Source organism: Streptomyces sp. NPDC000404 (assembly GCF_040300365.1).
Taxonomy (GTDB): domain Bacteria; phylum Actinomycetota; class Actinomycetes; order Streptomycetales; family Streptomycetaceae; genus Streptomyces; species Streptomyces ramulosus.
On the sequence record NZ_JBEPDN010000020.1, the window covers coordinates 45,669 to 70,494 of the forward strand.

22 protein-coding genes and 3 pseudogenes are annotated in these 24,826 nt (G+C 69.8%); 16 read left to right on the forward strand and 9 right to left on the reverse strand.

Going from position 1 to position 24,826, the window contains the following annotated elements; translation table 11 throughout:
* Positions 1 to 1,275 precede the first annotated feature (1,275 nt).
* Positions 1,276 to 1,394: pseudogene (locus ABT345_RS33305) on the forward strand (IS5/IS1182 family transposase); the annotation flags it as partial.
* A gap of 242 nt (positions 1,395 to 1,636) precedes the next feature.
* Here the strand turns inward: ABT345_RS33305 and ABT345_RS31140 are convergent.
* Positions 1,637 to 2,509, reverse strand: a complete 873-nt coding sequence (locus ABT345_RS31140; protein WP_345080885.1) for a LysR family transcriptional regulator — start codon at positions 2,507 to 2,509, stop codon at positions 1,637 to 1,639.
* Between the two features lie 70 nt (positions 2,510 to 2,579).
* On the opposite strand from ABT345_RS31140, the gene ABT345_RS31145 reads away from it, so the two are divergent.
* From ABT345_RS31145 to ABT345_RS31160, 4 genes are all read left to right on the forward strand, one after another.
* Entirely contained in the window at positions 2,580 to 2,948 is a 369-nt protein-coding gene (locus ABT345_RS31145; protein ID WP_345080888.1) for a nuclear transport factor 2 family protein, read from the forward strand.
* 173 nt (positions 2,949 to 3,121) lie between these two features.
* Entirely contained in the window at positions 3,122 to 3,745 is a 624-nt protein-coding gene (locus tag ABT345_RS31150) for a nuclear transport factor 2 family protein (protein ID WP_345080891.1), read from the forward strand.
* 301 nt (positions 3,746 to 4,046) lie between these two features.
* Positions 4,047 to 4,628 carry an NAD(P)H-dependent oxidoreductase gene (locus tag ABT345_RS31155; protein WP_345080894.1) on the forward strand — a complete coding sequence of 194 codons (582 nt, stop codon included), beginning with the start codon at positions 4,047 to 4,049 and terminating at the stop codon, positions 4,626 to 4,628.
* A gap of 219 nt (positions 4,629 to 4,847) precedes the next feature.
* Positions 4,848 to 5,570 carry a GNAT family N-acetyltransferase gene (locus tag ABT345_RS31160; RefSeq protein ID WP_345080897.1) on the forward strand — a complete coding sequence of 241 codons (723 nt, stop codon included), beginning with the start codon at positions 4,848 to 4,850 and terminating at the stop codon, positions 5,568 to 5,570.
* Between the two features lie 738 nt (positions 5,571 to 6,308).
* Here ABT345_RS31160 and ABT345_RS31165 read toward each other — a convergent pair.
* Complete coding sequence (locus ABT345_RS31165) at positions 6,309 to 7,196, reverse strand: LysR family transcriptional regulator (protein ID WP_345080900.1); 888 nt, start codon at positions 7,194 to 7,196, stop codon at positions 6,309 to 6,311.
* Positions 7,197 to 7,288: 92 nt separating this feature from the next.
* Here ABT345_RS31165 and ABT345_RS31170 point away from each other — a divergent pair, with 92 nt between their 5' ends.
* On the forward strand, positions 7,289 to 7,642 hold the full coding sequence (locus ABT345_RS31170; RefSeq protein ID WP_345080903.1) for a DoxX family protein: 354 nt from the start codon (positions 7,289 to 7,291) through the stop codon (positions 7,640 to 7,642).
* A 96-nt stretch (positions 7,643 to 7,738) separates the two neighbouring features.
* On the opposite strand, the gene ABT345_RS31175 is transcribed toward ABT345_RS31170, so the two are convergent.
* Entirely contained in the window at positions 7,739 to 9,001 is a 1,263-nt protein-coding gene (locus ABT345_RS31175) for a competence protein CoiA family protein (protein WP_345080906.1), read from the reverse strand.
* A 228-nt stretch (positions 9,002 to 9,229) separates the two neighbouring features.
* On the reverse strand, positions 9,230 to 10,180 hold the full coding sequence (locus tag ABT345_RS31180; RefSeq protein ID WP_345080908.1) for an Lrp/AsnC family transcriptional regulator: 951 nt from the start codon (positions 10,178 to 10,180) through the stop codon (positions 9,230 to 9,232).
* Between the two features lie 84 nt (positions 10,181 to 10,264).
* Between ABT345_RS31180 and ABT345_RS31185 the strand changes: the two genes are divergently transcribed.
* The 8 genes from ABT345_RS31185 to ABT345_RS31220 all read left to right on the forward strand — a co-directional run bounded on the left by ABT345_RS31185 (position 10,265) and on the right by ABT345_RS31220 (position 17,722).
* On the forward strand, positions 10,265 to 11,698 hold the full coding sequence (locus ABT345_RS31185; protein WP_345080910.1) for a UbiD family decarboxylase: 1,434 nt from the start codon (positions 10,265 to 10,267) through the stop codon (positions 11,696 to 11,698).
* A gap of 143 nt (positions 11,699 to 11,841) precedes the next feature.
* Positions 11,842 to 11,991 (forward strand): hypothetical protein, encoded by a 150-nt coding sequence (locus ABT345_RS31190; protein WP_345080913.1) that lies wholly within the window; start codon positions 11,842 to 11,844, stop codon positions 11,989 to 11,991.
* The gene (locus ABT345_RS31195) at positions 11,988 to 12,662 is read left to right on the forward strand and encodes a UbiX family flavin prenyltransferase (protein ID WP_345080916.1); all 675 of its coding nucleotides are present in this window, start codon (positions 11,988 to 11,990) and stop codon (positions 12,660 to 12,662) included. The genes ABT345_RS31190 and ABT345_RS31195 overlap by 4 nt, the downstream gene beginning before the upstream one ends.
* 57 nt (positions 12,663 to 12,719) lie before the next feature.
* Positions 12,720 to 14,174 carry an amidase gene (locus ABT345_RS31200; RefSeq protein ID WP_345080919.1) on the forward strand — a complete coding sequence of 485 codons (1,455 nt, stop codon included), beginning with the start codon at positions 12,720 to 12,722 and terminating at the stop codon, positions 14,172 to 14,174.
* Between the two features lie 1,070 nt (positions 14,175 to 15,244).
* Complete coding sequence (locus ABT345_RS31205) at positions 15,245 to 15,412, forward strand: hypothetical protein (protein WP_345080922.1); 168 nt, start codon at positions 15,245 to 15,247, stop codon at positions 15,410 to 15,412.
* Positions 15,413 to 15,817: 405 nt separating this feature from the next.
* A complete protein-coding gene (locus tag ABT345_RS31210) occupies positions 15,818 to 16,681 on the forward strand; it encodes a helix-turn-helix domain-containing protein (protein ID WP_345080925.1) in 864 nt (287 codons plus the stop codon).
* 114 nt (positions 16,682 to 16,795) lie between these two features.
* Positions 16,796 to 17,284 carry a hypothetical protein gene (locus tag ABT345_RS31215; protein ID WP_345080928.1) on the forward strand — a complete coding sequence of 163 codons (489 nt, stop codon included), beginning with the start codon at positions 16,796 to 16,798 and terminating at the stop codon, positions 17,282 to 17,284.
* Positions 17,285 to 17,419: 135 nt separating this feature from the next.
* Entirely contained in the window at positions 17,420 to 17,722 is a 303-nt protein-coding gene (locus ABT345_RS31220) for a hypothetical protein (protein ID WP_345080931.1), read from the forward strand.
* Positions 17,723 to 18,016: 294 nt separating this feature from the next.
* On the opposite strand, the pseudogene ABT345_RS31225 reads toward ABT345_RS31220, so the two are convergent.
* Both ABT345_RS31225 and ABT345_RS31230 read right to left on the reverse strand, forming a co-directional pair.
* Positions 18,017 to 18,295, reverse strand: a pseudogene (locus tag ABT345_RS31225) (NYN domain-containing protein); the annotation flags it as partial.
* 101 nt (positions 18,296 to 18,396) lie between these two features.
* Positions 18,397 to 18,678, reverse strand: a pseudogene (locus ABT345_RS31230) (TrmO family methyltransferase domain-containing protein); the annotation flags it as partial.
* Positions 18,679 to 19,154: 476 nt separating this feature from the next.
* Between ABT345_RS31230 and ABT345_RS31235 the strand changes: the two are divergent.
* Complete coding sequence (locus ABT345_RS31235; RefSeq protein WP_345080934.1) at positions 19,155 to 20,867, forward strand: alpha/beta hydrolase; 1,713 nt, start codon at positions 19,155 to 19,157, stop codon at positions 20,865 to 20,867.
* A gap of 645 nt (positions 20,868 to 21,512) precedes the next feature.
* On the opposite strand, the gene ABT345_RS31240 is transcribed toward ABT345_RS31235, so the two are convergent.
* Positions 21,513 to 22,427: a Scr1 family TA system antitoxin-like transcriptional regulator gene (locus ABT345_RS31240; RefSeq protein WP_345080937.1), complete on the reverse strand. Its 915-nt coding sequence runs from the start codon at positions 22,425 to 22,427 to the stop codon at positions 21,513 to 21,515.
* Positions 22,428 to 22,959: 532 nt separating this feature from the next.
* Complete coding sequence (locus ABT345_RS31245; protein ID WP_345080940.1) at positions 22,960 to 23,541, reverse strand: TetR/AcrR family transcriptional regulator; 582 nt, start codon at positions 23,539 to 23,541, stop codon at positions 22,960 to 22,962.
* A 311-nt stretch (positions 23,542 to 23,852) separates the two neighbouring features.
* On the opposite strand from ABT345_RS31245, the gene ABT345_RS31250 reads away from it, so the two are divergent.
* A complete protein-coding gene (locus ABT345_RS31250) occupies positions 23,853 to 24,104 on the forward strand; it encodes a hypothetical protein (protein ID WP_345080942.1) in 252 nt (83 codons plus the stop codon).
* Between the two features lie 43 nt (positions 24,105 to 24,147).
* Here the strand turns inward: ABT345_RS31250 and ABT345_RS31255 are convergent, their stop codons facing one another.
* Positions 24,148 to 24,792 (reverse strand): TetR/AcrR family transcriptional regulator, encoded by a 645-nt coding sequence (locus ABT345_RS31255; protein ID WP_345080945.1) that lies wholly within the window; start codon positions 24,790 to 24,792, stop codon positions 24,148 to 24,150.
* Between the last annotated feature and the right edge of the window lie 34 nt (positions 24,793 to 24,826).

Below are 24,826 nucleotides of genomic sequence, written 5' to 3' on the forward strand. Positions count from 1 at the left end.
TGCCGGCCCCCAGTGGCGTCCGCGCACGGCCGCGGTGTCGAAGACGCTGGTGAGTTGATCGCCCGTAGGCGTGCGCCTGTTGATCGCCCGGACAACTCCTGGCTGCCGTCGGCACCAGTTCGCCCACGGCAGACGCCACTTCCCGGGAAAGGACTACGTACGTCGGCACACCGCATGTCAACGTACGAGTGCCCACAAAAACCGCAGGTCAACGAAGGGATCTTCCAACATCGCCGACGACGGCCAGGAGGACTACCTCCCGGCGACGGTCGGCGACGCCCTCGCCTGGGCCTGACCACCCACCACCCCCTGGAGCCTCCTGTCCCGTCGCGCCCCAGTCCTTCACACATCCCTTCCGCTGCACACCCTCGCCGTACACCCCATGCCGAACACCGTGCGCGGCACGCTGGTCCAGCGCGTCTCCGCTCGTCCTGACGGGCCGCTCGACGTCACCTGGCTGCCCGCCGAAGCACCGAGACTCCCCCATGGCCGCATCCGCCCCCACTGGGAGCTCGCCTCGACCGCAGGCTGGGACATCACCACTCACCTCGGCCTGGCCACCACCGAAGTGCATCTCGCCTCCTGGCGGGCCGCCCCGGACGACTGGCCGTGCCTGGATCACCCGCCATGCCCCCACACTCGTGCCCTGCTCCTAGCCAGCGCCTCCCCCGATGCGGAAGCGAGGATCTTCTCCCCCTTCTCGGGGGCGATGCCGTGTTTCGCCAACCGAGGGTGTGTCACAGGGTGGCCGCCGGCGCTCAGCCAGGACCGGGTGCCCGCAACCGTCTCGCGGATCGGTCGGCAGCGGAGCCCCGCCGCAACTGCCCTCGCAGAATCCACGGCCCACACGCCGGCGTGCGTACACCACAGCGGCGCTCCGTCCACTGCCTCACACGGTGGTGAAGCAGTCACCAGCGGGCGCGACGGCCTAGACTCCCTCGACACACCGGAAGCTTGGCGACGCGAAGGTGTTCAACCGTGCGACGCCGGATGGTCAAGGTGAGGCGGGTGCCGCGGCGGCGGTGGTGTCGGGCGGGGTACTCGTCGGGCAGCTTCATGCCGGGGTGGCCCTTGCCGAGGTTGGGCTTGAGGTGCACGCGGCGGCCGGAGTCCCGGTCCTGGGCGACGAGGCGGGCCACCCACTCGAAGGGCGGGCTGAACGCAGGAACGAGGCCCCCCTTCCTGCCGCGTCTCAGTCTGCGCGCCGATGACCGCCAGTCGAACATCGACAGGCCGGAGAACCCGAGAGGTTCCTTCAGCGTTCGATCGAGAGCATCCTGCCGCGCCCACCAGCGCACCGCGGGCGCCCGCAGAACGACGGCGCGCGTACCGGGAAAAGACGTTCGCCTCGGCAGCACCGCGCCGACGAGGGACTCGGACGCTCCCGGGGCGGGTGCCCCTCGTCGGCAAGCATGACCCCGCCGGACAAGGCGCCGTCGGCAAGAAGCGCGGCCGGCACCCCTCACCTGCCACCGTCATGCGGATGCTGAGGGAACACGACGAACAGGCCGCCACAGCCGGCGGGCCCGTGATCCCCCAGCTGGTTCGCAGCCGGTGTCCGAGCCAGAACACCAGGGCCGTCATCACGTGAGCGCCCGGACAGGTCCTGGTTGTTGCGGGTTGTTGACAACTGCGGCTATCGGCTCGGGGCCACGGCCTCGGCGAGTTTGCCGAAGACGACACGGACGGCTGGTGAGGGCTGCTCGTGATGGCTGATCAGACTCAGGCGTGCGTGGACGTGAGCGTCCTTGATCGGTGTGGCGGTGAGGCTTCGGGGGGCCGCTATCGCGGACGGGAGTACGGCAACGCCGCCTCCGCGTTCGGCCAGGCCGAGGAGCGTGAGGGGGGAGCTCGCTTCGATGTCGATGCGCGCCTCGAGGCCGACTCGGGCGCATGACCGGTCGTAGGCCGCGCGAATTCCGCTGCCCAATGGCAGGCACAGCACGGGATGCCGCTGAACGTCCGCGAGACGAGGGCGGGGACCGAGAGCGACATCCGGTGCCGCGAACACATGGAGCTGCTCGTCGCTGACGAGGTGCTGCACGAATTCGGTTCGGAGTGTGCCGGCGTAGCCGACGAGCGCGATATCCAACGTGCGGTCGAGAATGCCGTGTTGGAGCTCCGCGGTGTCGTTCTCAATGACGTGGAGAGTGATCCCGGGGTCCGTTCTCCGCAGACACGCGACCACGTCGAGGAATCCCGGAACCGTGCATCCGGGAATCGTGCCCAGGCGCACCGGCCCGCGGACCGCATCCGCGAACTCCGCCGCGGTGTGGGCGATCGCGTCCAGACCGGCCAATGTTTCGCGCGCCAGGGGAAGGATGGCCTGCCCTGCCGGTGTGAGGCCAAGGGTACGGCCCCGGGTGAACAGGCGCTGCCCCAGCTCTCGCTCCAGTTTCGCCAGCTGCGTGCTCACGCCGGACTGGCTGACGTGGAGCCGGGCCGCAGCCGCCGTGAAGGAGCCCTCGACTGCGATGGCGGCGAAGTAGCGAAGCTGATGAACCTCCATAACTGCTGATGATAGCTCGTATCCTTTCTATCTGTTGGACAGATAGCGAGGTGGCTTCGATGATCAAGTCATGAGCAGTCTTGAGCAGATCGACGAGACCTATTTCGCGGCCTGGGAGAATGGCGACTTCGATACGATCCGGGCCATGCTGGCCGACGAGGTTGATTTCGTCGGTGCACTGGGGCAAGCCCGCGGGGTCGAAGAATTCCTCACCGGCCTGCGCGGTCTCGGCCAGGTCCTGACCCGGATCGAAGTCCGGGCGCGGCTTGCCGATTCCACGGACGTGATGACCTGGTTCAACCTGCACACGTCTGTTGCCGCCCCTGCGGCATCGGCGAAGTGGACGCATATCGAGAACGGGAAAATCACCCGGATCAGGGTGGCCTTCGATCCCCGCGACCTCCTCGCCGGGCTGGAGAAATCCAACCTCACACGGTGAGCTTCCCGCCCATGCGATCCGTGCTCCGCGGGAACGCCCCGCCGGCGGCGGCCGGCGCATCCGCACCGCGAGGAGGTGCCGACGCGTTCGCGCCCCCCCGATCACGGCCCGGTGCTCTCGGCCCCGCCATCCTCGACGAGGCCTCCCCCCCCCCACCGCGAAAGGCGGAAACCATGACAGAGCAGAAGCTCGAGGAACCCTCGGTCACCCTGGCTGACCTGCAGGTCAGCCAGCTCGTGGTGCGGGAGCGGGAGGCCCGTGACCTGTGGCGGTGGGAGCGGATGCGAGCCTGCTACCTACCGGACTCGCAGGTCACCCTGAGCTGGTTCCAAGGCACCGGTCCCGAGTTCGTCGCCCAATCGAAGACGTTGAGTGAGACAGCGATCCCGTCACGACACCGACTCGGCCCACCGACCACCCGGATTCATCGCGATCGCGCGATCGTTTCCCTGCCCGCGGCAGTCGAGACCTACCCCACCATTGATGGCGTGCCCACGGTACTGACCGCGTACTGCCGCCTGCTGTACCGAGCCTGCGCTGTCGACGGCACCTGGAAGATCGCGCAGCTGGACGGCGTGTACGAACGCGACGAGCTCGTCCCCGCCGTCCCCGGCCAACGCGTGAACATCGATCCCGCCGAGCTCGACGGACTCCGCGCCCCGTACCGGTTGCTCGCCTGGGCCACCGCCCGTTCCGGCTATCCGGTCAGCCAGGATCTACCTGCCGATGATCGCCCTGAGCAGGTCCGGGAGCTCTACAACGCGGCAGAAGCATGGGCGGAATCTGACCGGCATTGACAGCTCCGGCTCACGACCGTATTCACCGCGCCTTCTGGCCTCCCTGCACCGCGCGCCGGCCCCGACGCGGAAAGTCCCGGCCGTGCCGGTGCACGGTGCCCCTCATGCACGGGACTGCGACGGCCGGCGTACGACGATCGGCGCACCGCCCACGCCCGCACGCCGCCCCGGGTCCGCACCTCTCCGAATGCCCGGACCGCGACATCGGACCGCGTCACCACGCGCCTGACGGGGCGCTGCCGCGCATGCACCGGAGCCCCAGAGGCCCTCCCGTCGGCCTCCCACCGAAACAGAGACCACCGTGGACGAAGTACGCATGCTCGGCCTGTTCGCCGGCACCACCACCGACCCCTTCGGGGAGCTCCTGCTGCGCGCACTCGCCGACCCCGGGCCCAGCGCTGTACGCATCGACCTGTGCCAGGTGCCCGAGGATCTGCCCGCGCACGCCGACCCCGGCACCTCTCCCCTCCCGCCACAGGTGCAGAAGCTGCGGGCGCTGGTGGCGGACACGCACGCGCTGCTGATCGTTCTGCCCGAAGCCGACGGGCCACTGCCACGACCTTGGTCCACAGCCCTGAACTGGCTCGGCTGGCCGTCCACGGACTCTCCGCTGCCGGCCCTGCCGACCGCCGTACTGACCACGGATGCCGCCACATCCCCGCCCAGTTCGTTCACCCCCGCCGAGGAACTGCTCACCATCGCGCGCTGCAACCTCGTAGGCCCGCGCACCGTCGTTCCCTCCGCAGCCAGGACGCTGCGCCCGCAGCCGGACGGGCGCGTACAGGTCACCGACCCCGGAGTCATGATGCGGCTGCTGCTGCACATCCACCGCACCGCAGCGGCAGCCCGCGCCACCGCCAGGAACCCCGGGCCACAGCAGTGACCATCGCTGTCCCCGCGGCGGTCGGGCCGGGCTGGAGGACCTCGCCCGCCCGCCGGAGGCCTCACGCCGGCGGAAGCTCGGCGAGCGTGCGCCGTATCGTCCAGGACCTCGGCCGCGCTCTGCGCAAGCCCTCCGGCCAACCATCACAAGACAGCCCACCTGGCCGCCACCGCCCACACCCTGCTCGACGCCGACCCCAGACAACAGAAAGCAGCCGACGTGTTCCCTTCCATCGTTTCGAACTTCTGGCTGACCCCCTCCCCGACGAGTCGGTTCCTCTGCGGCGACGGCGCCTTCAGCGTCATTTCCGACACCGCCCTCAAGGAAAGTGAACGGCTCACGGTTCTCACCACGGCCGACGGAAAGACGCGCGTCCGGCTCACCCCGGCGGTCGCCGCGTCACTGGGGCTGGACGACGGACAGCCGGTCGACGAGGCAGGCTTCCGGCAGCGGCTGGAGAAAACCGGCATCTCGCTGCACGGCGCCGACAACCTGTTCTACTTCGCCGACGAAGACCGACAGGCATTGCTCGGTGAGCCGGACGACCCGTCAGTCCTACCGCTCACGGAGGCCCACGCCCAGGAGTTCAAGCAGTTCGAGGAAGCGGCGTCCGAGCAGGACCTCGAAGACGCCTATGTCGAACTGGATCATTGGGCGGTCTATGGCGCCTTCGAGGACGGGAGGCTGGCCGCCGTGGCGAGCATGTACCCGTGGAATGACACACCGCTGGCCGACCTCGGTGTGCTCACACTCCCGTCCTACCGGGGCAAGGGCCACGCCCGGCGCCTCGTACGCGCGATTTCCCGGCATGCTCTCGCACGTGGATTCGAGCCGCAGTACCGCTGCCAGCTCGACAACCACGCCTCGGTGGCGACGGCAGGATCGGCAGGCCTGACCCGCTTCGGAACCTGGGACATCGTCTCGCCGGACTCGGCTGCATAAGGCCGCGACACTCGTGGGAGTCTGCGGCCACGCACTCCAAGGCTCGGTGTCTCGGTAGTTCTCCAAGCCGCTGACCATGGTCTTCAGCGGCTGCAGGGCGGCAGACGGAGTGAGGTCAGAGGTCAGAGCTCAGAGCGAGCAGTGTCGGCGGGAAAGCGCGTACACGAAGCAGCGCTCGGAGAAGTGCGGGCGGGACGAGTGTGAACTCGTGTGGTCGACCGGCGAACTGTGCCGGCCGGTCAACCACAAAGGGGTGGTACGAGGCATCGCCGGACGCGGTGGACGCGCGGGATGCCGCCGCCGACCAAGGCCGGCACCAAGGCCGCTCCGTCATCGCATCCGATCGGCTCACACCCCCATGGAGACGTTCACCGATCGCGGCTTTGCGCGGCGATCGCCGACCGGCCCGCCTTCAACCGCGCCATCATCCAGACCGGCACAGTCCTGCCGCCTCGCACACCAAGGCCCTGGGCCGAGCAGACCGCCGCCCTCATCGACACCGGCATCCGCAATGGCGAAGTCTTCCCTCCGTCTCTTCGTGCTCCGGCCGGCGCGCGAGGTGTGAAATCTGGTCATGGACCTGTCTCCTCCGGCCGCTTCGGATGGACGGCCGGAGCTGACCGCCGACCTGAAGACGCCGAGGACAGCCGGTCCCGGCTCCGCCGGGGACCGTTCTCAAGATCTATGAGGCGAACGACACCTCGATCATTTGCGGGACAGCCCTTACCCAAGGCCTTCTCAGGCGCTCTCCAGACAGCACCGCACGAAGTCCCGCACCACCGGATTGCCATCGTCCTCGGGGGCCCAGGCAACCCCGATCCGGCTGGGGCTGACGCCGGTGACGGGCCGGTAGGTGATGCCGGGGCGAGCGTAGAAGCGGACAGTGGACTCCGGGGCCAGCGCGACACCGTAACCGTTGGCGATCGCGCTGAGCCAGTCGTCGGGATGCTCGGTGACGGCACCGATCCGGACCGGGTGCCCCTCGCGTTCGTCGACGGCGAGCCAGTAGTCCCGCCAGCGGCCGGTCTCGGCCGGGGCGGCGACGAAGGGCTCGTCCCACAGCTCCCGGAAGGGGATCTCCTCGCGGGCAGCCAGCGGGTGTGCCGAGGGCAGCGCGACCCAGCGGGGCTCGGTGGACAGTTCGGTCACTCGGAGCCGTTCCTGCCCGGGGAAGGGAAGCCTCAGCAATGCGGCGTCGACGTCGCCGGTGCCGAGACCGGCCGTCGGGTCGGACCAGGCTGCCTGCCGCATGCTGACCCGCCAGCCCGGGTGATGTCGGGTGAACTCGGCGACGATGCGGGGAGTGGCCTCGTTGGCGGCGCTGGCCAGGAAGCCGACCCGCAGCACCCGCTCGGCCCGGCTCGCCGCGCTCCGTGTCTCACGCAGCACCGCGTCCCAGTCGGCCAGCAGTCCGGGCACTCGGGCCGCGAGGGCCCGGCCTGCCGCGGTGAGCGCCATGCCGGCCCGGGACCGCACGAAAAGCGGCACGCCCAGCCGGTTCTCCAGCTGCCGGATCTGCTTGGTCAGCGCGGGCTGGGAGACGAACAGCCGCTCCGCCGCCCGGGTCAGGCTCCCCTCCTCCGCCACGGCGGCGAAGACGCGCAGCAGCCGGGTGTCCACATCCATTCCATCAGGTTATAGAAGCAGGTATTGGACGCAAGCCGAGGGCGCTGGCGAGGCTGGACGAGGAAACACCCGCCCGGCAAGAAGGATCCGCCATGTCCCTCGCCCACGTGATCGTCACCGTCATCACCATCGCCGCCAACGCCGCAATCGCCGCCGCGGACTTCGCCAGGGCCGAGTTCGTCCTGGCCAACTCCGCCGAGGTGAAGGTCCCGCCGCACTGGGTGCCGTGGCTCGCCACCGCCAAGGCGGCCGGGGCCGCCGGGCTGCTGATCGGCCTGGTTGCCTTCCCGCCGCTCGGCATCGCGGCCGCCGGCGGTCTGGTGCTGTTCTACCTCGGTGCCGTCGCCGCGCACGCCCGGACGCGGGTCTTCCACAACATCTGCTTCCCGGGCTTCTACCTCGTCCTGGCCATCGCCTCACTCGCCCTGGCCGCCGCGTCCCACTGAGAAGGCGTTGGGTAATTGTTGAACTGCGGACCGTGATGCACCGACGGTGATCTTCGTATCCTCCGCCGGCGCCTCACCGTTGGTCCCAGTTTCCGGCTACCGCCCGTTGCGGGCGGCCCGGCACACCTTGCAGTACATGGCCGCGTTCCTGCCGTACCGCCGCATCAACTGGCCGCAACCGGCACACAGTCCGAGCTCCCACGGCGGGCATCCCAGCGCGGCGGAGGCGGCGGCGCGTTCCACGGCGGTGATCCGTATCGGGTCGCGGGAGCGCTGGACCGGCATGCGGGGAAGCGTGCAGCCCCCGGTCGGCTGGTCGAGGTCGCGGACGGGCCGGCCGTCGCTGACGAACCGGCCTTCCTCCCCCGCTCGGCAGGTGCGGTCGATGTCCTGCTCGGCGAAGGTGATCACGTCGTCCGCCTCCTCGGCCGGGGCCGCCGGGAGGGGAACCTTCTCGCCGATGAGCTCCTGCCACAGCGCGCGGTCGTCGGCCGAGACCCACATGTGCCGACCGGCGCGCCCGTTCCCTCGGCTGGGCACGTAGACCGGGACGCTCTCCCCCGTCGCGCTCCGCAGGACCAGATCCTCGATGAAGACCGGCTTCTTCTCCGGGAGGCACAGTGCGGGCACGAACCAGTCCGCGTGAATCGCGCCACAGTGACCGGCGCCGTCGCTGACGAGGCAGTGGCGCTCGCTGCTCGGTACGCACTTCCAGACTTCGAGGTGCCGGTACCCGCCGCGGATGACCATCTCCTTGCCGTCGGCGATGTCCTTCCACGGCATGTCGTCAACCCGCGCCCACGGCGCCCGGTCGATCAAGGAAGCCGTCCGGTCCTTCGCCACCCAGAGCGGCGTGATGCCGTGCTCCACTGCGTTGACCGAGCGCCGGTGCACGCTGCTGGGACTGAGGTGGTGGTACTGGACCTCCCAGCCGATCCGTAAGCCGCCGGGCCCGGTGACGACGGCGTCCGAGACGCTGCGCCGGTTGGCCACGGGAACCTCGGCCTCGGCGGCCAGACCATGCCGCCCGGCGGCCTCGACGATCCGCTCCTTGGTGGCCTTGTGCTGGGCACTCTCCGCCGGGGTCGCCTTGTGCGTGATCGGCAGGTGCGAGGCGACAAGCGGGCGCCGCCCGCCCACGCGGCCCCGGCGGATGAACATCCAGGGCGACTTGCCACCCGACTCCGACAGACACTCCCGGCCATCGTGGTGCGCGAGGCATTCGAGCAGCCGCGGGTCACGCTCGGAGACCCTGGCGGTGATCTCCTGGAGCAGATCAGGACGGTCCGGGTGACCGAGGTCGGGCAGGGACAGATTGATCTCTATGCCATATCCGGTGTGCCACACCCCATTAGCCATCCCTCCACCATAGGAACGGCCACTGACACGCAACAGGACGCAAACAGGAGTGAACTCCGGGAGCCGCGCCCGAAGTTCACGGAACCGACCGGAAGGGATCGGCCGGAGGTCAGCGGCCGCCCGCAGCCGACGGGCCGGCGAGGTGGCAGGTTCACGCACCGAGCCGGCCGCTGCGATCGACGCGGGCTCCCGGGGGGCCGGAGCGATGCGGTGCCGGACCGGGGGTCGTCAGGTGAGGGCTGCGGCGCGTTTGACGATACGCAGGACAGGGGCGGTCTGGACGGTCTGGATGCCGGGCAGCGAGCCGACTTCGGTGGTGATGAAGTCGTAGAGGGTGTCGGTGCCGACGCAGGTGACGCCAGCCAGCAGGTTGGTGGGGCCGGTGGTGGCGGCGGCGTAGGAGATCTGCGGGTGCCGGGCGAGGGCGTTGCCGGCGGCGTCGAGGCCGGCCGGGGTGACCGAGATCCACAGCACGGTGTGGCTGAAATCGCCCACCAGATGTTCGTCGAAGTCGACGCCGAAGTAGAGGGCTCCGCGGGCCCTGAGGTGGGCGATGCGGCGGCGGACGGTCGACTCGTGCCAGCCGGTGCTCGCGGCCAGCGCGACATGGTGCATGCGTCCGTCGCGGACCAACTCGCCCAGGAGCAGCCGGTCGCCGTCGTCGAGGTCGACGGGGGCCGGGTCGGGCGGCGGCGGGGCGAGTGCGGCGACCTGCGCCGGGCTCAGCGTGGCGATCGGTGTGTGCCAACCGGCCACCCCGCCGCGGAACAGCCGCAGCACCTGATGCGCCTCGATCGAGGTGATCTGGCGGGTGGCGGGGAGCTTGTCCAGCAGAAGCGTGTCGCGGGCCTGCTGGTCGGAGGTCTGGATGTGGCAGACGATCTCGGTGCCTCCGGAGGCGAGGCGGATCCAGTAGGTGTCGGGCCGCCGGGCGAGGGCCCGGGCGACGGCGAGCGCGGCGCTCGGGGCGCAGCGCAGCCGTATCACCCACTCCTCGGCGTGGCCCAGGTAGCGGGGGTCGAGGCGGCCCACGACCCGGACCGCGCCGCTCTCGCGGAGCCTGCGGTAGCGGCGGGCGGCCGTCTGCTCGGAGACCCCGAGCACCGCGGCGATCCGGCGGAAGGAGGCGCGGCCGTCCACGTAGAGGGCATGGACGAGCTGAAGATCGAGGGTTTCCACGGCCGTCAGCGTATTCGGTGGCGGTATCCGGCGCCGTCGAGCAGGTGGCTGGAGCGCCGCCGGGTCCGTTCGCAAAGTGGGGTCATGACCGCATTCCGTGATCTCCGGCATTACATCGAGCATCTGACCGACACCCTCGGCGAGGGTGAGGTGCGCCGCGTGGAGGGGGCGCACTGGGATCTGGAGATCGGTGGCATCACCGAGCTGTCGGCCGAACGTGAAGGGCCGGCGCTGCTCTTCGACGACATCCCCGGCTACCCGAGTGGCTTCCGGGTCTTCACCAACTTCATGGGCACCCCGGCCCGCAGCGCCGTGGCGCTCGGCCTGCCCGCCGACGCCCCGAAGCTGGACATCGTACGGGCGTGGAAAGACCGCGACCTGCGGCTGATCCCGCCGGTCGAGGTCGCCACCGGGCCGGTCCTGGAGAACGTCCTGGAGGGCGAGGACGTCGACCTGACCGCGTTTCCGGCGCCGCGCTGGCACGACGGCGACGGCGGCCGCTACATCGGCACCTCCTGCATGGTCGTCACCCGCGACCCCGACAGCGGCTGGGTCAACGTCGGCACCTACCGGGTCTCCGTCCACGGCAAGGACCGGCTCTCCATCTGGTTCCTGGACAACCAGCACGCCCGGGCGATCGCCCACAAGTACTGGGACCGCGGCCGGAACTGCCCGATCGCCGTCGTCGTCGGCCAGGACCCGATCCTGTCCACCGCCGCCGCGATGTCCGCCCCCAAGGGCGTCTCGGAGTACGACCTGGCGGGCGGCCTGCGGGGGCAAGGCGTCGAGGTGCTGTACGCGCCCGGAACCGACCTGCCCGTCCCGGCGCACGCGGAGATCGTCATCGTCGGCGAGATGCCGCCGCGCGAGGAGGAGTCCGTCCAGGAAGGCCCCTTCGGCGAGTGGACCGGCTACTACACCCACAGCGGCCAGGAGCCCGTGGTGCGCGTGCGGCAGATCCTGCACCGCGACGACCCGATCATCCTCGGCGCCCCGCCCATGCTCCCGACCATCCCGGCGGGTGACCAGGCGGTGCCGCTCTACGCCTCCACCATGACCTGGGAGCACCTGGAACAGTCCGGGGTCCAGAACGTTCGTGGCGTGTGGGCCTACGCCCGCCAGCTCATGATGGTCGTCTCCATCGAGCAGACCGGCGCCGGCGACGCCATGCGCGCCCTGATGGCCGCCGCCTCGCGCAAGCGCCCCGGCAGCGTGGACCGCTACATCGTCGTGGTCGACGAGGACATCGACATCACCGACATCAACCACGTGCTGTGGGCGATGTTCACCCGCGTCAACCCGGCGGAGTCGATCCACATCCTGCGCTCCCCCACCACCTCCATCGACCCCCGGCTCTCACCGGCCCAGCGGGCGGCGGGCGACCTCTCCATGGGGATCGTGCTCATCGACGCCTGCAAACCGTACGCGTGGAAGGACCGGTACCCGCGCGCCAACCGGGTCGACGAGGGCTACCGCGCCGAACTCCGCGAGCGCTGGAAGGACGTCCTGTCGCTCTGACGCCACGTCAGATGCGCGGGCCAACCCGCGACGACATCCTTACGCCGCGCTGCCGGCCTTGGACCGGATGCTCTGCCACCGCCTCAAGCTCCGCCGGGTCCGGTCCGGTCCGGTCGCCGGACGCCGGTGACGTCCCGGGCTGCGTGTGCACCGCCGTCCACCACCAGCGCAACAGCCTGGGCATCCCTCTCAGCCCGCTCGGCTTCCGTACCAGCAGGCACCTCGCCGCGCTCGAACACTGGCGCCGCAGCGCCGCCGTCCTCGCCGAACTCCCACAGGAAGACCCCGCATGACCCGCCCCACCCGCATCATCGTCGCCATGTCCGGGGCCACCGGCGCCCCCTTCGGGGTCCGGCTGCTGGAGGCACTGCACGACCTGCCCGAGGTCGAGACCCACCTCGTCCTGAGCACCTGGGCCCGGACCACCGTCGAGTTGGAGAGCTCCCGCACCGTACGGGAGGTCATCGAGCTGGCCGACGTCCACCACAAACCCGGGGAGCAGGGCTCGGTCCTGTCCTCCGGCTCGTTCCGGACCGACGGCATGGCCGTCGTGCCGTGCAGCATGAAGACGCTCGCCGCGATCCGGACCGGCTACGCCGACAACCTCATCACCCGGGCCGCCGACGTCGTCCTGAAGGAGCGCCGCCGCCTGGTCCTGGTCCCCCGGGAGACCCCGCTCAGCGAGATCCACCTGGACCACATGCTGGCTCTCAGCCGCGCGGGCGCCCGCATCGTCCCTCCCATGCCCGCCTTCTACAACAACCCCCGCACCCTCGACGACATGGTCGATCACACCGTCGCCAGGATCCTCGACCAGTTCGGCCTTCCCGCACCCACCGCCCGCCGCTGGCAAGGCATCGCCCACGCCCGCCGCGGTGCCGTCTCCGCAGCCGCCACGGACCTGCCGCGCCTCGACGCCACCGGGGACCGAGGAACCGCCGACACCTCGGAGCCGGCGCCATGATCCCCCCGGCGCCTCCTGCCTTTCCCGTCCTTTCCTGATCCTTTCCTTGAGGTTCGCATGACCGATACCGATCTGGCCTTCCGTTCCGCCCGCGAGCTCGCGACCGCCGTCGCGGCGAAGGAGGTGTCGAGCGTCGAACTGCTCGACCACTACCTCTCCCGGGTGGAACGGCTCAACCCGCAGCTCAACGCCATCGTCGCCCGGGACGAGGAGGGAGCGAGGGCCGCGGCGCTGGCAGCCGACCGCGCGGTCTCCCGCGGCGATCAGCTCGGCCCCCTGCACGGTGTCCCGATGACGGTCAAGGACAGCGTGGAGGTGACCGGCATGCGGACCACGGGGGGCTCCACCCGCTGGGGACACCACGTCCCGACCAGCGACGCCGAGTCGGTCACGCGGCTCAAGAACGCGGGAGCCGTCGTGTTCGGCAAGTCCAACCTGCCGGCCGACTCCCAGGACTGGCAGACCTACAACGAGATCTACGGGGCCACGAACAATCCGTGGGACCCGACCCGGGGACCGGGCGGTTCGTCCGGCGGCTCCGCCGCGGCACTCGCCGCGGGGCTGACCGGCCTGGAGCTCGGCGCCGACACGGTGGGCTCGATCCGGATACCCGCCCACTTCTGCGGCGTCTACGGACTGCGCCCGTCGTACGGGATCGTGCCGAGGTTCGGGAACGTCATGGGGCAGGCTCCCGGGACGCTGACGGAGCCCGACATGGGGGTCCTCGGCCCGCTCGGCCGGCACGCGGACGACCTCGACCTGGGGTTGGACGTCCTCGCCGGAGCCGACCACGTCCAGGCTCCGGCCTGGCGGCTGGAACTGCCCGCCGCCAGGCCGGACACCCTGCGGGAGTTCCGGGTCGCGGCCTGGCTCGACGACCCGTTCTGCCCCGTCGACAGCGAACTGGTCGCGATCACGCGGGCGGCGCTGGAAGCGGTGCGGGCCGAGGGCGCCACCGTGGTCGAGACCCCGGGACCGGTCGGGCTCGACGAGACATTGGCCCTCTACCTGCCGCTGCTGATGGCCCAGTCCGGGCTGATGCAGCCCGCCGAGTCGTACGCAGGGCTCGTGGAGCTCGCCGCGGCGCAGGGAGCGGCGAGCGGGTTCGCGCCCGAAATGACGGTCAGCTTCCGTGACTGGCACGCGCTCGACCAACGACGGCAGCTCTCGCGCCGCCGCTGGGCCGAGTTCTTCCGCGACGTCGACGTGCTGCTGTGCCCGGTGAGCCCCACGGCCGCCTTCCCCCACGACCATCGGCCCGACCCCGACTGGTCCGTGCGCACCCTACGGATCAACGGCACCGACCGGCCGTCCAGCGAGATGATCCCGTGGATCGCGCCATCGGCGCTCAATCTGCTGCCCGCGGCGGTGGCACCCATCGGGGCGACCCGGGACGGACTCCCGGTCGGCATCCAGGTGATCGCTCCCTACCTGCACGACCGCACCGCGGTCCGCTTCGTGCAGCGCCTCGCGGAGGTGATCGGCGGCTTCCGCCGCCCGCCGGGATTCTGACGAGTACGGCGATGCCTTCGTTACGGGAAGGCACATCCCGGGGCGGCAGGTCGGAACTGGAGGTGTCGATCACAGCGTCCCAAGGGCCGCTTCCGACAAGACGCTGAAGATCCTCCGATGACGTCCCGCGCCCGTGAACCGGGGTCGTACCCGGCACGTCAGGTGCGGAGCGCCCGCGAGTGAACGTCGTGACATCCCAGCCACGGCGCAGCGCACCGAGCACAACCTCTTTGCCCAAGAACCACGTGCCACCCAGCACCAGAACCTTCACGGGTATGGATCTTCCCTGCTCAGCCGGCGCCCGGGAAAGGCCGACGCCGAAGTGGCGGGCGACCGCTTCGAGCGGCGGCTGGGCAGGCGATGCGCGTCGAGCTACGGCCCGGCCGACCGGTGGCCCCTGCGGTCAGTGTGGCCAGGTGGGGTGGAGTCTTCGCGTGGACGCCATCAGCCGCGTCGCGCAGGGGCGGGGGCAAGAGCGCGGCAGGGCGCATGCGTCGGGTGCAAGCGGGGGTCGTGGGCCTCCTTGGGGTTTCGGCCGCTCCGCCTTCGGTCGTGGTGGGAGCGAGAGATGAGTGCGTGGTCTTCATGAAGGTGAAGCCCTACATCCCATGCCGGACAGGGGCCCCTTAAGGCGACGGTAGCCCGTGCACCTGCACTGGAAGATGAAATTCCACTTGCGACGGTCGAAGATTGAGGCACCAGCGACGCCTGGTCATTCGCAGGTGCGTATGGCGAAGCCGGCCATCCCGGCGGATGGCATGTGCGACAAGGGAACCACTGTTCGCGGGCGAGGGCGGGACGCCCGTTGCTTTCTTACATACGATGAACAGCTATCGCGCTTTCGTGATGAATTGGCGACTCTCCGTATGCGGAAAGGGCTAGGGTTTTGGGCCAAAGGACCCTGGGAGCTCGGCGGACAACCATCCCTCAGGGCCCTTCAACCACCCGTGATCACGAAGTTCAAGGAGGCGTACGTGCCTTTTCCTTCGCGTCTGGTGCGCTGCCTGCACAAGGCACTGACCAGCGGATTCGAAACTAGCATGCACCGCATTTGCCAACGTCAAACGTCTGTGGACACGCGTGTCACCATCGGCGGCGGCGCGTTCGTCGCCGCCGCAGTCCTCGGTCTCGTGCTCATCTACGGTGCACCGGCTCTGGTCCTCGTCGGGGTGGCGACGCCGCTGGCCGCCGTCGCGAACCGTTCCGCGTTCCATCTGCGCTGCAAGACGGTGGTGTAGAGGGAGCGGGGGTCCGGCAGCCGGGACTGCCGGACCCCCGCCCGCGTTCTGCTGTGTTCCGGCGCGCCCTCATGTGCCTTTTGCGTCACGGCGTGCCCACATCGCGCCCCTCGCGCGACGAAAGCTCCGCGCGGTGACCCGTGCGGAGCCGTCTCCACACCTTCGTTCGCTTTGGGAACTTCAATGACGAAGACCAGCACCTGTCTTGTGTGCGGTACCCCCATCAGCCACCCCGCGACCGGCCGGCACCGGACGTACTGCAGCACGAAGTGCCGTAGCGCCTCCTACCGCACGCGCAGCGGCACGACGGCCACGTCGCAACGCCTCTACGACGACGCGGTCCGACGCATCGGCAAGTCCACCCTCGCCCGCGCTCAGGCTGTCGACCGCAGTGCACGTCAGCCTGTGCCTGCCCTGCCTCTTGAACTCCTCGAAAACTACGTCGCCCTGCAGCGCGACACCGCCGACGGCATCGCCGTCGCGATCCGCCAGGCCAAGGACAACGGCGTCACCTGGCCCGAGATCGCCAAGACCATGCAGGTCTCGGAGAGCACGCTCAAGCGGAACTTCTCGGAAGAGAAGGTCAACAAGGCGCTCCAGCGGCGCCAACAGCGCCGCCCCGCCCAGACCCGGACGGTGCTCACGCCCCATGCGTCACGACGTGTCATCGTCGGCAAAGCCAACCGCTCCCGGCCGGGTGAGCCCGGCAGCCGTCTGGCCCACGCCCTGTCCCATCTGCGTCGCAGCAGGTGGGGCGAACGCCCGATGTCGACCCTGGCCTCGCACATGGAGGTCTCCACGTCATACGTCTACCGGATCATGGTCGGCGACAGAACTCCGTCCTGGGAGGTCACGGAAGCCTTCGCCCGCGCCTGCGATGCCGACCCCGGAGACCTGATCTACCTGTGGAACCTTGCCAACGGGCTGCCGCCCGCGGTCGATGACGACTGTCAGACGTATGAGGATGCCGTCCACGCCCTTCAGGGCGCCTTGCGAGGTCTGCACCTGGCCGGCCTCCAGCCCGACCTGCACCTGCTGCTGCGACGCCCTGACGTGCAGCTGCTCATGGACGACGTCACCGAGCTTCTCGGCCCCGGTTCGCCCCCCACCCCGTGCCTGCGGTGGCCGGTCGTACGGGACCTGACGCGGGCGCTGTACGGCGACGTCGACGATCTGCGCGTGCTCTGGGAACGCGTCGACGAGCTTTCCCGCACGCCACGAGATCCAGGCGACGACGGGCCCCGGCTGCCGGCCGGTTCCTTCGGCTGACCACCACTCGCTCTCAATCGTCTCAGCTCTTCGGGGAACCCCTTGCTGCCCTCTCCCGCCGGCGCCACCGCCGCGCGCCCCCGTCACAGAGTCAGCGACTCCGTCACGGTGGCCTTGCCCGTCGACTTCTTGGCGTTCTGCCAGCTCCACCACGACGCCTACCAGCGCTATGCCCACCAGGTCATCGCCGACCGCATCACCGCCACCCACGTCCTCCAGCACGCCCTGGGGGATCTCGTGCTCACCTGGCACGAAGCTCTGGCCGGCCCGCGCACCGCCGCCGTCGCGTGGTCCACGCTCACCCGCCGCATCCGGCGCGCCACTGCGACTGCGGGATCCCCGGCCGGCGCCCTGTACCGCTTCGTTCCTGCCGGCGAAGCCGACGCCGTCGTCCTGCACCGGCTCGCGGGCTTAACCCTCGCGGAGACCGCCGACACGCTCGGTACCGAAGCGGCCTCCGTCGCGGGCCTCTTGGACCTCTTCGACCGGCGCTTGTCCGCAACACCGGCCACCGCCTTGCGCGCATGCTGGAGAACTGTGGTGCACGAGCTTGCCTCTGCGACAGCAGGTGACCGGATGCCGGCACCGGCCAACAGATATTGAGCATGTCTCTGGCCACGGCGAATTCCGGTATCCGAGGCGAGTTCATCCCGAGTCCGGGAACCGGTGGTTGCGCTGGGACATCATGTGCTTCACGTCACCGACCAGCGGGATGCCCGGTGGGCGGGGAGTGAGCCCGTGGCCTTTGACGTAGAAGGCGCCCGCCGCGTTGTCGACCGCTTCCTGGACGACAAGTTGGAGGTGTGGCGGAATGGCGCGGGCCGGGCGGACGACGTGCTGGACGAGATCACCGACCGATTCGTGCCTCCCGCGGGAGACGAGGCGCCGGCGTGGGACGGGCTCGGCACGATGATGCCATTCGGCCGCCCCACGCTCACCCCGCCCCTCGCCGGCGCCACCGTCGCCCAGCCGCCGACCATCAAGCCGCGCCTTCTCGGCGTGGCCGGCTCGCCCCATAACAACCTGACGGAGCATCAATAAAGTCAGCATGGGGTCAGCATCAGGACTGGCTCGCTGAGCGATGGCGGCCCGCGTGGCGCGGTCGGGGCGGCCCATGATCACTACTCCCGGGCCCCGCGCCTCCCAACCGTGATCCCCCACTGGAGAAGTGGGCTCTTGGGTTGGTGGCAGTCCTGCGTACGAGTTCGCTACGCGATAGGAAATCCGTATGGCCGGACGGACAATGACCATGCGATGCGGATGTCATCAATCAGGACACGGGCACTGTGTGGGGAGATCGCCAGCTCTTGGCGGGCCTCGGCGAGATGCTGAAGGCTACCTCTCCGGAACAAACCCGGCACGAATCGGGTACCTGTCGTGCTCGTCGATCGGGTCGTCCTTGTGGGCGAGGAGGCCGAAGCGGGCGGCGTAGCGGAGGGGTTCGCCGTCGATGCGGTGCGGGATGCGCGGGTACTCGGCGGAGAGCTGCTGGAGGTGGACGGTGTCCGAGAGGCGTTCGGTCCAGCGGCGGGCGAAGACCTGACCGACCTCGAAGGGGTCGCCGCTGACGGCGGTGATGTCCTCCTCGCGGTCGGCCCAGCGCTGTTCGGCGTCGCTGGTCATGATTCCGGTGCCTACAGAAGTTCCCCTCACCGCCACCACGGCGAAGAACCTTCTGGGGACCGTGTCCCTGCCTGCCGAGCCCTGAGCAACGCTCACGGCTTCAGTGAGCGCTCCGAGACATCGGCCCAGTAGTTGGCCAGCATCTCTGCTGGCCATTGCGGCTGAGTGACCGGTCCACGAGGCAACATCTCACGGAATACCGCGACCAGGTCGATGACCGGTGTGCCGTCGTCCGCATCCAGATCGGTGACGTGAAGATCGAGAACATCGACGTGCAAGAGCCGGGGGAAGGAAAGCCCCAGACGAGCTGGGCGCCGATGGTTGTGGTGAACAAAGGTCCCAGTGGGCGGCCACGCGGGGTTGTTACGGGGGGCACCGACGGAACTCACTCACCAGGCCGTACACGAGCCTCGTAAAGATCGTTTCCCGCGCTACCCCGACGATCTTCCCACGCCCCGGCCAGTCGGCTGCGTCGTCAGACTGGCGATTCGTCTGGCGCATGCCGGCGGTGAGCACTTCGTAGTGCATGCGCTTCTGCGGTGGGGCCTGGAAGCTGGCCGAGAACTCCCGGATCACTTCCACGGCCGCGGGCGGCTCCTCGTTTCGGGTGTTCGCCCGGCGGGTGTGCGGTTGCCGTGGAGGATCGCGTTCACGGTCTCTCTCAGATCATGCACCCGCACTGTCGTCCCGGGCCCTGATCGGACGGCCCGTCACGCGACGAAATCCGGCTCGATCAACGCCCATAAGAGCGCCCACGGCCGGACCTCGCGGAGCGGAGCGGCGGCTGGTGGGTGCCGCCGCCAAAGAGGGACAATTCCCTTCGATCGTCATTTATGGGGTCGGAGGAGTCGTGAGCCAGGAGTCACCGGGAGCGGCGGACACGCCGCCCCCGAACGTCTGCCACCGGGAACCCGCCCAGCGGGCCGCTTCGGCTGGAGTCGGCCCGCCGTATGTCACTCTCCCCGGCGCCTGGGGAGCTCTGCTGCTCGCGTGTCTCTCCTTCACGCCCTCGCTCCTCCCGCGCGGCGGCGTCCTCCAGGGGGTGATCTCCGGGATTCTCGCCGCAATCGGGTACGGGCTCGGGGTGAGTGCCGCGTGGATCTGGCGGGTCTTCGCCGACCGTGGGCCGCGTCCGGCCCGGCGGTCGTCCTGGCGGGCCTTCTGCATCGCCGGGATCGTTCTGCTCGGCGTCGCCTTCGGGCTCGGTCAGTACTGGCAGCACCAGATCCGCCACATGTTGGATGCGACGCAGTACAGCCTCCTCCAGACCATCGCCTCACTCCCGCTCGCGTTCCTGCTCTTCTGGCTGATCCTGTCGGCCGCGCGAGGGGTCCGGGCGGTGTACCGCTGGGTGGCTCGCCGGCTCCGGCGCTGGATCGGCGCGCGGGCGGCGAAGGCGGTCGGTGGGATCCTCGTGGCGGTCACGTCCGTCCTGGTCCTCAGCGGCCTGCTCGTCGACGGTCTGGTCGCCGCGGCGAACCAGGCGTTCTCGCTGCGCGACACGCGGACCGAGGAGGGGGTGCGGCAGCCGGCGACCGTCCTGCGCTCGGGCGGTCCGGGGTCGAGCGTGCCGTGGGATTCGCTGGGCAGGAAGGGACGGGCCTTCGTGTCCGGCGGCCCCTCGGACGTCGATATCGCGCGGTTCACGGGCCGCCGGGCCCCGACGCCCATCCGTGCGTACGCGGGGCTCCAGACGGCGGACGCCACGGAGTCCCGGGCCGCTCGCGCGGTCGCCGACCTGGAGCGCACCGACGGATTCCGGCGCCGGGCCCTGCTCGTCATGACGACGACCGGCAGCGGCTGGGTGGACCCCGCCGCGGTCGACAGCTTCGAGTACCTCACCGGCGGCGACTGCGCGACCGTGGCGCTCCAGTACTCCTACCTGCCGTCCTGGATGTCATACCTCGTTGACCAGTCCAAGGCCCGTGAGGCGGGTCGTGAGCTCTTCGACGCGGTGTACGACGTGTGGTCGAAGCTTCCCGCCGACGACCGACCCCGGTTGTACGTCGCGGGCGAGAGTCTGGGGGCGTTCGGCGGGGAGACCGCGTTCAGCGGGGAGTACGACCTGCGCAACCGCACGGCGGGCACGCTCTTCGCGGGTCCGCCCAACTTCAGCACGCTGTTCCGGCGGTTCAGCGACCACCGCGAGCCCGGCAGCCCGGAGGTCCAGCCCGTCTACAAGGGCGGGCGCACCGTGCGCTTCGCCACCGACGCCGGGGCGGTCATCCCGCCGCCGGGCGCGCCGTGGGAGGGCCCGCGCGTGCTGTACCTCCTGCACGCCTCCGACCCGATCGTCTGGTGGGGCCCGCACCTGATGCTCGACGAGCCCGACTGGATCGGCGAGCCTGCCGGCGACGACGTACTCACGAGCATGTTCTGGGTGCCGTTCGTGACATTCTGGCAGGTCACCGCCGACCTCCCGTTCGCCACCGGGGTACCCGCCGGGCACGGTCACACGTACAAGGCCGAGTACGTCGACGGCTGGAACGCCGTCCTGCGGCCGGCCGGCATCACCGAGCAGGACCTCGCCCGCCTCCGGCACATCGTGTCGCGGGGTGCGTGAACCCCGCCCCGCAACCGCCCCGTTGAGCCGGGCGTCGGACCGGTCCGCTGCCCGCCACGGCAACCACAGCCTCCACGAGGGACAGGGCGCGGCGATGTACTCATCCTTCACCCGGCCGAACTCCATGACGCCGCCCCGCAGGTTGGAACGTCGTCAACTCGACGATGCCGACCAGGCCGGCTCGTCGCTGAGCATGCGTAATTCTGGCCGCCGGCTTCCGCAGGAGTTGCCCGTGCCCGACCGCCGACGCGCAGCCCGGCCTCGCACCCCCGGGGCCGGGGCCTGACCGAACGGGCCGTCGTGGACGGTGCGCTCGCCCCGGCAGGCCCGAGACTCTGGTGCGCATGACGTCCCCAACCCGGCGGCTCGGTACGCCTGGACGCGGCCTGGAACGACGACGGCGGCTGGCCGACCATCGATGGCGCTCGCCCGCGCTGGACCCCTGGTCCCGGGCAGAGACCCTCACGCGCTGCGCCCACACCACCCACCGCGGCCGGATCGAGGTGCGCATCCACCCTCTGCGGCAGATCCTCGCCGGCGTCGAACGCGGCCACCGGGACAGCGGGGCCCACCGGACCAATTTCGCCCGGGCGCTGGCCGACAGCCGACGTCGAGGGACCCAGAGAGGGATACGAGGGGTTGTGCTCACGCCTCCCCGAGCTCGGTTTCCTTGCGGAAGCGGCTAGCCGCGGCGGCGATGAGCCGGCGGCTCTCGTCGTCGGACAGGGCAGTGGCTTCTGCTTCGTCGAGGACTTCCGCGAGCGGGCCACCGGCAGTCGGGCCCGTGTAGTAGGTGACGCGGGCGGCTTCTACGGCGAACAGGCGCTGTCCGTAAATCGTCATCTCGCTGGTCTTGTCCCACCGCCACAGCGCGGGGCCGCCGGGCGGCACGATCCGCACCCGGGCTCCGCGGTCGACGAAGACGAGGAGGTGGTCCAGTTGCCGCGCCATCACCGCCGGTCCCCCGAGGGGGCGTTCGAGGACGGTGTGGTCGATCAGCCCGGTGATGCGGCCGGCACTCGTGAGAGGCAGAGCTCGGGCCCCGCGGTGAGCCTCCTGCGGTCCTACCCAAAGGAGGCTGTCGTTGTATTCGGGGGTGCGCAGGGCGACGGGCAGGTGCGTCGCGTCGTATGTGCGGATGGCGGTGGCCGCATGCTCACACCAGGCCAGGCGTTGGTACCACCCCGGGCCGAGGTCGCAGATCTCCTTGCTCTTCCGGTCGCCGTCGTCGTCGCCCGCCAGGTGCGTGATCTCCCAGGTCTGCTCGGCATCGGCCCCGTAGGTGGCCAGCAGCCGCCGGACGACGGACGGGGCCAGTTCGTACTGGGCCCGCTCCAGTCGGGCCACCGTGGAGATGCTCGGCTGGCGGCGCGCACTGGTGGTTTCCCGGTGGCTGCGGGGGCTGAGCGGTGTCACGCTCGCGGCGTGCAGAGCGGGAGAAGCAGCCGAGGCGGCGTCTGCGAGGCGCTCGTGGCTGCGGCAGAAGAAGCGGAGCGCGACGGCGGTGACGATGCGGCCGGGAGGTGGTGCGCCGTCGAGAGGTGGGACGGGAGCGGGCAAGGGGAGACTCCTGAGGTGCGGGAGCTGGTGGGCGCCGCAGCGGTTGATGGCGACGGTGAGGTCGGGTGCCCGAGGGAGGCCGCCGCGCGGGGGGGGCGCGTACGCGGTGGTGTTCCTGGCACCGCGCGCATAGGCCGGTCGCCGGGAGCCGCAACAGGACACACCCCGCGGCCACTCGGCAGCGTCGCAACACTGCCGGTCGCCGGCACCGCAACGGTCACCCCGCTGCCCTCATCCCGGCAACGACCCCACCCAGCCCTGACGCAGCCTGACGCCGCCGAACCGAGCCACCAGGGGGCCTGGGGCCCGTCGCGTTCCGCACTGTTCGTTCAACAGGAGATCCTCTCGTGAGCCCGAGTCCCCTATCGGGCCGCGGGCTTTCCCTCTGACCTCCTGGGCGCCCAGAGGGACGGCGACGAAGTGCGGGCTGGGCTGTGCGCCTTGTACGACACTGCCCTGATTCGTGGCTGAGCTTCCTGGGTGGTCCAGCGCGAGAGGGACGGGTGGGTCCTCCTACGCTCCGTTGCGCACCTCAGTCCGCGCCAACGGCCGTACTTTTCGGCCCGTACGTCGCCAGGTAGGCGCTCACCAGTCGCTTGAGCTCCGTCATCGTGGCCTCGTCGCCATTCCGGTCCTGCTGGAACGCGATATCGAAGAGGCTGCTGCCGGCTTCGAAGGCCAGCCTCATCACGAGTAGCGGAGTATCAGCGCGCAGGAGTCCCCGGGTGATAACCAGTCTCCACAAGTGTTCGGAGACGTGCTCGTCGAACTCCCGGACGAGGGCGGTCAACGTCTCGTTACGCCCGGAGAACCACAGCTCGACGCAACTGGGGTGTGCTCGGAAGTAGTCGACGATCGGATCGATCGCGATGGCCACCGCGTCCGGGATCGACCGAAAGTCCTCGTCGCCGATGCGGTCCAGCTTGTCGGTCAGTGCGGCGATGTGACGTCTGATGATCGCCGCGTCCACCTGATAGCGGTCGGAGAAGTAGTGGTACACCGAAGGCGTCGGGATGTCCGCCCGCTCACCGATGGCTTTGAGGGTGGCGGCTTCGTAGCCGCCCTCCACCAAGATCTCCTCCGCTGCGTCCAGGATCGCCTTGACCCGGACCACGCCGCGTCGCTGCAGTACGGCCTTCGGCCGGGCCGGTGCCTGATGGGCGGCAGGTGTGCCGCCCGTCGAGGTAGGGGGTTTCGCCCCGTCACCACTTCGCTTAGTCATGCCACGCCCCGGTCGGAAGAGCAAAGTCGATCACGAATCGACATCGTAGCAGGCCGTGGTCGCCGCACTCCGGATCCCTTGACACCGCACCCTCAACATACTCAAACTCGATACGAGTTCCAGTGTGATCGGCCGCAGCCTTCACCCACGGCGCGGTACACGCATGAGGAAACGGTGACAGCGGCCCCGGCGGTGACATCCAGATGCTCAACATTCTCTGTCCCAAGCGCCTGCCCTCCATCGTGAGGTTCGCCGAGAACTCCGCCCATTTCATCGAGAGCCTGATGGGGCGCCTCGACATCGAGTGCGACTACGAGCCGACGGACAATGTCGGTGTCGCGGTTTCGAAGGGCCAAATGGGCAGGGTCCGCAGAGTCGCCAAGACCCTCGCAAGGTGCGGCGCGACCGTAAAGGTCGGAAACAGCGCGGCCCGTGCGGGCGGGTACGCGCGGTGACGCAAGCGCCGGGGCTCACGAGGGCCGCCGCCGAGTCGTTTCGTCAGGCGTCGCCCCTTTGCGCCTGCGAGGCGTAGGTGGACAGGTAGGCGGCGACGAGGCGTCGGGCTTCGCCGATCACGTCGCCATCGCCGCCCGGGGAACTCCGAAACGCCGCCTCGAAGAGCCGGTAACCGGCTGCCCACGCGAGCCGCACGACGAGTTGCGGGGTGTCGGCGGCGAGAAGCCTCTTCTCGGTGAGGAAGTGCCAGAACTTGTCCGCCTGCGACGCGTCGGAGCTGTGGATGAGCTCTTCCAGGACCCCATGGCCCCCCGCGAACCACAGCTCGACGCTGCTCGGGCGTCGGCGGAAGAACGCGAGCAGGAGGTCGATGACGCCGTTGACGGCGTCTCGAAGTGTGAGGAGATCGGGCCTGGCCAGCTCGGCGCTGATGAGCGCGTCCATCTCGCGCACATGGACCCGCATGAGCTCGGTGTCGACCTCGTGCCGGTCGGAGAAGTAGTGGTAGACGGAGGCGGTCGGAATGCCCGCCCGTTCGCCGATCGCCTTGAGCGTGGCGGCCTCGTAACCCTGCTCACCGAGCAGCGCCTCGGCGGCATCGAGGATCGCTCGCCTGCGCTCCACCCCCCGGCGCTGTACCACGCGCGGGCGGCGGGGTGCAGATACTGTCGGATTCTTCTCGAACACGATTCGAGATCGTATCAGTGGCGTCCAAACGTTC

Bases quoted from the DNA above. Each gene is read 5' to 3' on its own strand.
- ABT345_RS31185 (WP_345080910.1), top strand. From the start codon at position 10,265: ATGACCGCATTCCGTGATCTCCGGCATTACATCGAGCATCTGACCGAC.
- ABT345_RS31165 (WP_345080900.1), bottom strand. From the start codon at position 7,196: ATGGATGTGGACACCCGGCTGCTGCGCGTCTTCGCCGCCGTGGCGGAG.
- ABT345_RS31200 (WP_345080919.1), top strand. From the start codon at position 12,720: ATGACCGATACCGATCTGGCCTTCCGTTCCGCCCGCGAGCTCGCGACC.
- ABT345_RS31250 (WP_345080942.1), top strand. From the start codon at position 23,853: ATGCTCAACATTCTCTGTCCCAAGCGCCTGCCCTCCATCGTGAGGTTC.
- ABT345_RS31145 (WP_345080888.1), top strand. From the start codon at position 2,580: ATGAGCAGTCTTGAGCAGATCGACGAGACCTATTTCGCGGCCTGGGAG.
- ABT345_RS31170 (WP_345080903.1), top strand. From the start codon at position 7,289: ATGTCCCTCGCCCACGTGATCGTCACCGTCATCACCATCGCCGCCAAC.
- ABT345_RS31140 (WP_345080885.1), bottom strand. From the start codon at position 2,509: ATGGAGGTTCATCAGCTTCGCTACTTCGCCGCCATCGCAGTCGAGGGC.
- ABT345_RS31195 (WP_345080916.1), top strand. From the start codon at position 11,988: ATGACCCGCCCCACCCGCATCATCGTCGCCATGTCCGGGGCCACCGGC.
- ABT345_RS31175 (WP_345080906.1), bottom strand. From the start codon at position 9,001: ATGGCTAATGGGGTGTGGCACACCGGATATGGCATAGAGATCAATCTG.
- ABT345_RS31150 (WP_345080891.1), top strand. From the start codon at position 3,122: ATGACAGAGCAGAAGCTCGAGGAACCCTCGGTCACCCTGGCTGACCTG.